Origin of the sequence: Mesorhizobium sp. M7A.F.Ca.CA.002.15.2.1, from assembly GCF_003998715.1 — a bacterium.
In the GTDB taxonomy this organism is placed as follows: domain Bacteria; phylum Pseudomonadota; class Alphaproteobacteria; order Rhizobiales; family Rhizobiaceae; genus Mesorhizobium; species Mesorhizobium ciceri.
In genome coordinates, this window is record NZ_RZPI01000401.1 from 1 (window position 1) to 5,126 (window position 5,126).

Here is a 5,126-nt window from a genome sequence, read left to right on the forward strand (position 1 = left end):
GTCGTGGCGCCGCTCGGCACCGCGCTTACCGAGAACCAGCTCGAGCTGCTGTGGCGCATGGCGCCGGAGCCGATGTTGTGCTTCGACGGCGACAAGGCCGGGTTGAAGGCCGCGTGGCGGGCCGCCGACATGGCGCTGCCGTCGGTGCAGGCCGGCCGCTCGGCGCGTTTCGCGCTGCTGCCGGAAGGCAAGGATCCCGACGATCTGGTCAAGGCCGAAGGACCGGATGCGTTTCGTAGCGTTCTGGCCGAGGCGCGGCCGCTGGTCGATCTTTTATGGATGCGTGAGACGGCGGGCGGCGTCTTCGACACGCCGGAGCGGCGGGCCGAGCTTGAGAAGACGCTGCGCGAACTGACCAGCCGCATCCGCGATGAAAGTCTCCGCTACCATTATCAACAGGAGATGCGCGAGCGCGTGTTGAGCTTCTTCGGCTCGCAGCGCGGCACCAGGCAAAGCGGCCGCCAGGATGGGCGCCCGGGCCAGGGCAAGGCAGCCGCTCCCGGCGGGCAGTTCGCCAAGAGCGGTGGCGGCCGCATTGCGATCACCGAAAGTCTCGGCCAGTCGGCTTTGGTCAAACGCGGCGGCGAGGGGATGTCGGTGCGCGAGGCGACGATCATCGTCGCATTGGTCAACCATCCGGCACTGATCGACGAGAATTTCGCCCATATCGAGTTTCTCGATCTCGCCAACTCCGATCTGAGGCGGCTGCATGCGGCAATCCTCGATGCAATGGCGCATGACATGGCCAATGACCGGCAGGCGGTGATTGCGACGATCGAACGCGCCGGCTGCGCCGAGATCTGGGAGCGGGCCGTCGGGTTGATCCGGCGGATGCGGCAATGGCCGGCGCTGGAGACCGCCGCCCTTGAAGATGCCCGCGATGCTTTCAGCCAGGCGCTGCACTTGCAGCGCAGCGCGCGCACCTTACATAAGGAACTGAAACAGGCGGAAGCGGCGCTCGCCACCGATCCCACAGACGAAAACTACCGGCACCTGATCGAAATTCAGGCGCAATTCCAGGATGTGCAAGCCACGGAAGCGCTGATCGAAGGGTTTGGCGTCTCCTCGGGCAGGGCAGGGCGAGCTTAGTTGGAAGCGAGTGAATTGAGAAAGCGTCGTTGCGCGTCGAAATGGCGCGTAACGGGCTAAGTCGGGTAATTGATTCGCTTTTTTCATGCGAATCATGCGAGAGGCGCTTGACCTTCTGGCAGATTGGCGGAATCAGGACGATTCGAAACGTTAACCCGAACCCGCGTCGACGGGAAATAAGCGATGTGAGGTACTGGTCACTGGACAGGCAGCCCGCCTGCCACAGATATCAGGGTTAATCTGGACTTAATGGATGTCGCCCAAAAAGGGGAAACCCGGTTTTGGGGCAACGACATACACCAAACGAAACGAGTTGATGCAGTTACTGGCCCGGTGAAGCGCGTTTCATAAGCGAGCGCATCCGATTTGACTGGTCCGACAGCTTACGCGGCTTTGAAGTTCGGCCGCTAGGAGAAGATAAAGACTATGGCGACAAAGGAAAAGGAAGAGGTCGAAACCGAACGCGAAGGCGCCACCGATGGCCCTCTGCTCGACCTTTCCGATGATGCTGTCAAGAAGATGATCAAGGCCGCCAAGAAGCGCGGCTATGTCACCATGGACGAGCTGAATTCGGTGCTGCCCTCAGAGGAAGTGACCTCCGAGCAGATCGAGGACACGATGGCGATGCTGTCCGACATGGGCATCAACGTGGTCGAGGACGACGAGCAGGGCGAGGAGCCCGAGGCCGCCGACACCGCGGCCGATGCCGAGGAAGACGCCAACGAGCTGGCTGAGCAGACCGGCACCGCGGTTGCCGCCACCACCACCAAGAAAGAACCGACCGATCGCACCGACGATCCGGTGCGCATGTATCTGCGCGAGATGGGCTCGGTGGAGCTTTTGTCGCGCGAGGGCGAAATTGCCATCGCCAAACGCATCGAGGCCGGTCGCGAGACGATGATCGCGGGTCTGTGCGAAAGCCCGCTGACCTTCCAGGCCATCATCATCTGGCGCGACGAACTCAACGAATCCAAGATCCTGCTGCGTGAGATCATCGATCTCGAAGCCACCTATGCCGGCCCCGAGGCCAAGCAGGCGCCGGTGGTCGAGCGCGTCGAGGAAGCCAAGGTCGAGGACAAGCCGCGCCGTTCGCGCGACGACGAAGACGACATCACCAATGTCGGCGCCGATACGCGTGGGCTGACGGATGACGACGACGAAGACGAGGACGAAGCAAGCCTGTCGCTGGCCGCGATGGAAGCGGAACTCCGCCCGCAGGTGATGGAGACGCTCGACGTTATCGCCGACACCTACAAAAAGCTGCGCAAGCTGCAGGATCAGCAGGTCGAGAACCGTCTGGCCGCGGCCGGCACGCTGTCGCCCAGCCAGGATCGCCGGCTGAAGGAGCTGAAGGACCAGCTGATCAAGGCGGTGAAGTCGCTGTCGCTCAACACGGCGCGCATCGAGGCGCTGGTCGAGCAGCTCTACGACATCAACAAGCGCCTGGTGCAGAACGAAGGCAAGCTGCTCAGGCTCGCCGAAAGCTACGGCGTGCGTCGCGAAGAGTTCCTGAAGGAATATCAGGGTTCCGAGCTCGACCCGAACTGGACGCGCTCGATCGGCAACCTGACCTCGCGCGGCTGGAAGGAATTCACCAAGAACGAGAAGGATGCGATCAAGGACCTGCGCGCCGAGATCCAGAACCTCGCCACCGAAACGGCGATCTCGATCCTGGAATTCCGCAAGATCGTCAACCAGGTGCAGAAGGGCGAGCGCGAAGCGGCGATCGCCAAGAAGGAAATGGTCGAGGCCAATCTGCGCCTCGTCATCTCAATCGCCAAGAAATACACCAATCGCGGCCTGCAGTTCCTCGACCTGATCCAGGAAGGCAATATCGGCCTGATGAAGGCGGTCGACAAATTCGAATACCGCCGTGGTTACAAGTTCTCGACCTACGCGACATGGTGGATCCGGCAGGCGATCACGCGTTCGATCGCCGATCAGGCGCGCACCATCCGCATTCCGGTGCACATGATCGAAACGATCAACAAGATCGTGCGCACCTCGCGCCAGATGCTGCACGAGATCGGCCGCGAGCCGACGCCGGAAGAACTGGCCGAAAAGCTTGCCATGCCGCTCGAAAAGGTACGCAAGGTCTTGAAGATCGCCAAGGAGCCGATCTCGCTCGAAACGCCGGTCGGCGACGAGGAGGATTCGCATCTGGGCGATTTCATCGAGGACAAGATGGCGATCCTGCCGATCGACGCGGCGATCCAGGCCAATCTGCGCGAGACCACCACGCGCGTGCTGGCCTCGCTGACGCCGCGCGAGGAGCGCGTGCTCAGAATGCGCTTCGGTATCGGCATGAACACCGACCACACGCTGGAAGAAGTCGGCCAGCAGTTCTCGGTTACCCGCGAGCGTATCCGCCAGATCGAAGCCAAGGCGCTGCGCAAGCTCAAGCACCCGAGCAGGTCGCGCAAGCTGCGCAGTTTCCTGGATAGCTGAGACTTACCGATGCAAAGAGTTCAAGGGCGCCGATGGCGCCCTTTTTTGTTTGTGGGGCGCACTCTTGCGGGCCGGGCCCTTCGGGAGGATAATTTCGCTGTCGGATGCATTTCTGGGCGATAACCCGGATGCCCGCCCCGGCGAAGCCGCCGTGCTCCGTGGCCCCGGAGGGAGGTGTGCCATGACAAGCTACATCGTGCTGATGAACTGGACGGAGCAGGGTGCCAGAAACGTGCGCGAGTCACCGAAGCGGCTCGACGCCGCCAGAAAGCAGCTGGGAGACATGGGCGGATCGTTCAAGGCGTTCTACCTGACCATGGGCGAATACGACATGGTGGCGATGGTCGAAGCGCCCGACGACGCGGTGCTGGCGCGCTTCTCGCTGATGCTGGCGGCAGCCGGCAATGTCAGGACGCGGACGCTGAAGGCCTTTCCCGAATTGGCCTACCGCGAGATCGTCACCTCGCTCGGATAGAGCCTGTAGCGGAAGGGCCGGACCGGCTGGCCCGATACATTCTCCTTCGCGCGAGCGACCGAGCGACGTCTTGACGGCGCCCGATCGTTCGTGGTCCTTCAAGTTTGCGCTACCAACCAAATGCCGGAACTATGCTGACCGTCTGGTACAATACGCGCTGCCCGGTCTGCGATGCCGGGATCAGCAGGCAGAAGCGGCGGCTGATCGAAGCGGTCAAGGCTGGGCGGATCGAGTTCCGAGACATCAATCTTGAACCGGCAGCGCTAGCCGGATTTGGCGCGTCGCTTGAGGATATCCGCCGCCGGCTGCACGCCACCGATGCCGAGGGCCGACTGCTGGTCGGCGCCGATGTCGCCATCGCGGTATGGAAGGTCACGCCGGGCGAGGGCTGGTTGGCGACGCTGTTCGGCAATCCGGTTGCCTTGCCGCTGACACGCTTTGCCTACGATCGCTTTGCCGATCTTCTCTATGCCTGGAACCGGCGCAAGGGGCGCTGGTAGCCGAATTTATCGGTGGCCGCCGTTCGCAACGAAGCGGCCGAGACTGGAAAATCGAGCCCGCTGGTGCTGCATTCAGATACATCGTAAGATATATCTTGACTCCATCGATTGACTTGCCTAATTAAGATATATCGTACGATACAACTCAAGGAGCAATCAATGCACAAACACAATCATTTCGGGCGCGGTCATTTCGGCGAGCGCATGTTCATGCACATGGCCGGCAAATTCGGTGGCAGAGGGGGCGGCGGCTTTGGCCCGTTCGGCCACGGCGGCCGTGGTGGCGGGCGCGGCGGTCCGGGCGACATGTTCCGCGCCGGACGCATGCTGGCCGACGGCGACCTCAAGCTGATCACGCTGTCGCTGCTGGCCGAAGCGCCGCGTCACGGCTACGACATCATCAAGGCCCTGGAAGAGCGCACCAGCGGCATCTACAGCCCGAGCCCGGGCGTGGTCTACCCGACGCTGACCTTCCTGGAAGAGGCCGGCTATGCCGCCTCCGCCGCCGACGGTAACAAGAAGGTGTTTTCGATCACCGAGGCGGGCCAGGCGCATCTCGCCGACAACCGCGAGATGATCGACGGCGTGCTCGCCCATCTCGAGCGCTTCGGCCG

Annotated in this window: 5 protein-coding genes; all 5 read left to right on the forward strand. The window is 62.4% G+C overall.

From position 1 onward, the window contains the following. Window positions 1-1,089, forward strand: a 1,089-nt coding sequence (locus ENZ74_RS20950) for a toprim domain-containing protein (protein ID WP_127312967.1), incomplete at its 5' end; no start/stop codon positions are given. Window positions 1,090-1,515: 426 nt separating this feature from the next. Then, complete coding sequence (gene rpoD / locus ENZ74_RS20955; protein ID WP_013530149.1) at window positions 1,516-3,537, forward strand: RNA polymerase sigma factor RpoD; 2,022 nt, start codon at window positions 1,516-1,518, stop codon at window positions 3,535-3,537. Window positions 3,538-3,718: 181 nt separating this feature from the next. Continuing rightward, on the forward strand, window positions 3,719-4,012 hold the full coding sequence (locus tag ENZ74_RS20960; protein WP_063168777.1) for a GYD domain-containing protein: 294 nt from the start codon (window positions 3,719-3,721) through the stop codon (window positions 4,010-4,012). A 131-nt stretch (window positions 4,013-4,143) separates the two neighbouring features. Continuing rightward, the gene (locus ENZ74_RS20965) at window positions 4,144-4,512 is read left to right on the forward strand and encodes a DCC1-like thiol-disulfide oxidoreductase family protein (protein WP_063168776.1); all 369 of its coding nucleotides are present in this window, start codon (window positions 4,144-4,146) and stop codon (window positions 4,510-4,512) included. A gap of 159 nt (window positions 4,513-4,671) precedes the next feature. After that, window positions 4,672-5,126 (forward strand): PadR family transcriptional regulator (locus ENZ74_RS20970; RefSeq protein WP_164761104.1); only part of this gene is annotated, 455 nt, incomplete at its 3' end.

Excerpts from the sequence above, each read along its gene's own strand:
- ENZ74_RS20960 (WP_063168777.1), top strand. The coding sequence starts at position 3,719 with ATGACAAGCTACATCGTGCTGATGAACTGGACGGAGCAGGGTGCCAGA.
- ENZ74_RS20965 (WP_063168776.1), top strand. The coding sequence starts at position 4,144 with ATGCTGACCGTCTGGTACAATACGCGCTGCCCGGTCTGCGATGCCGGG.
- rpoD (WP_013530149.1), top strand. The coding sequence starts at position 1,516 with ATGGCGACAAAGGAAAAGGAAGAGGTCGAAACCGAACGCGAAGGCGCC.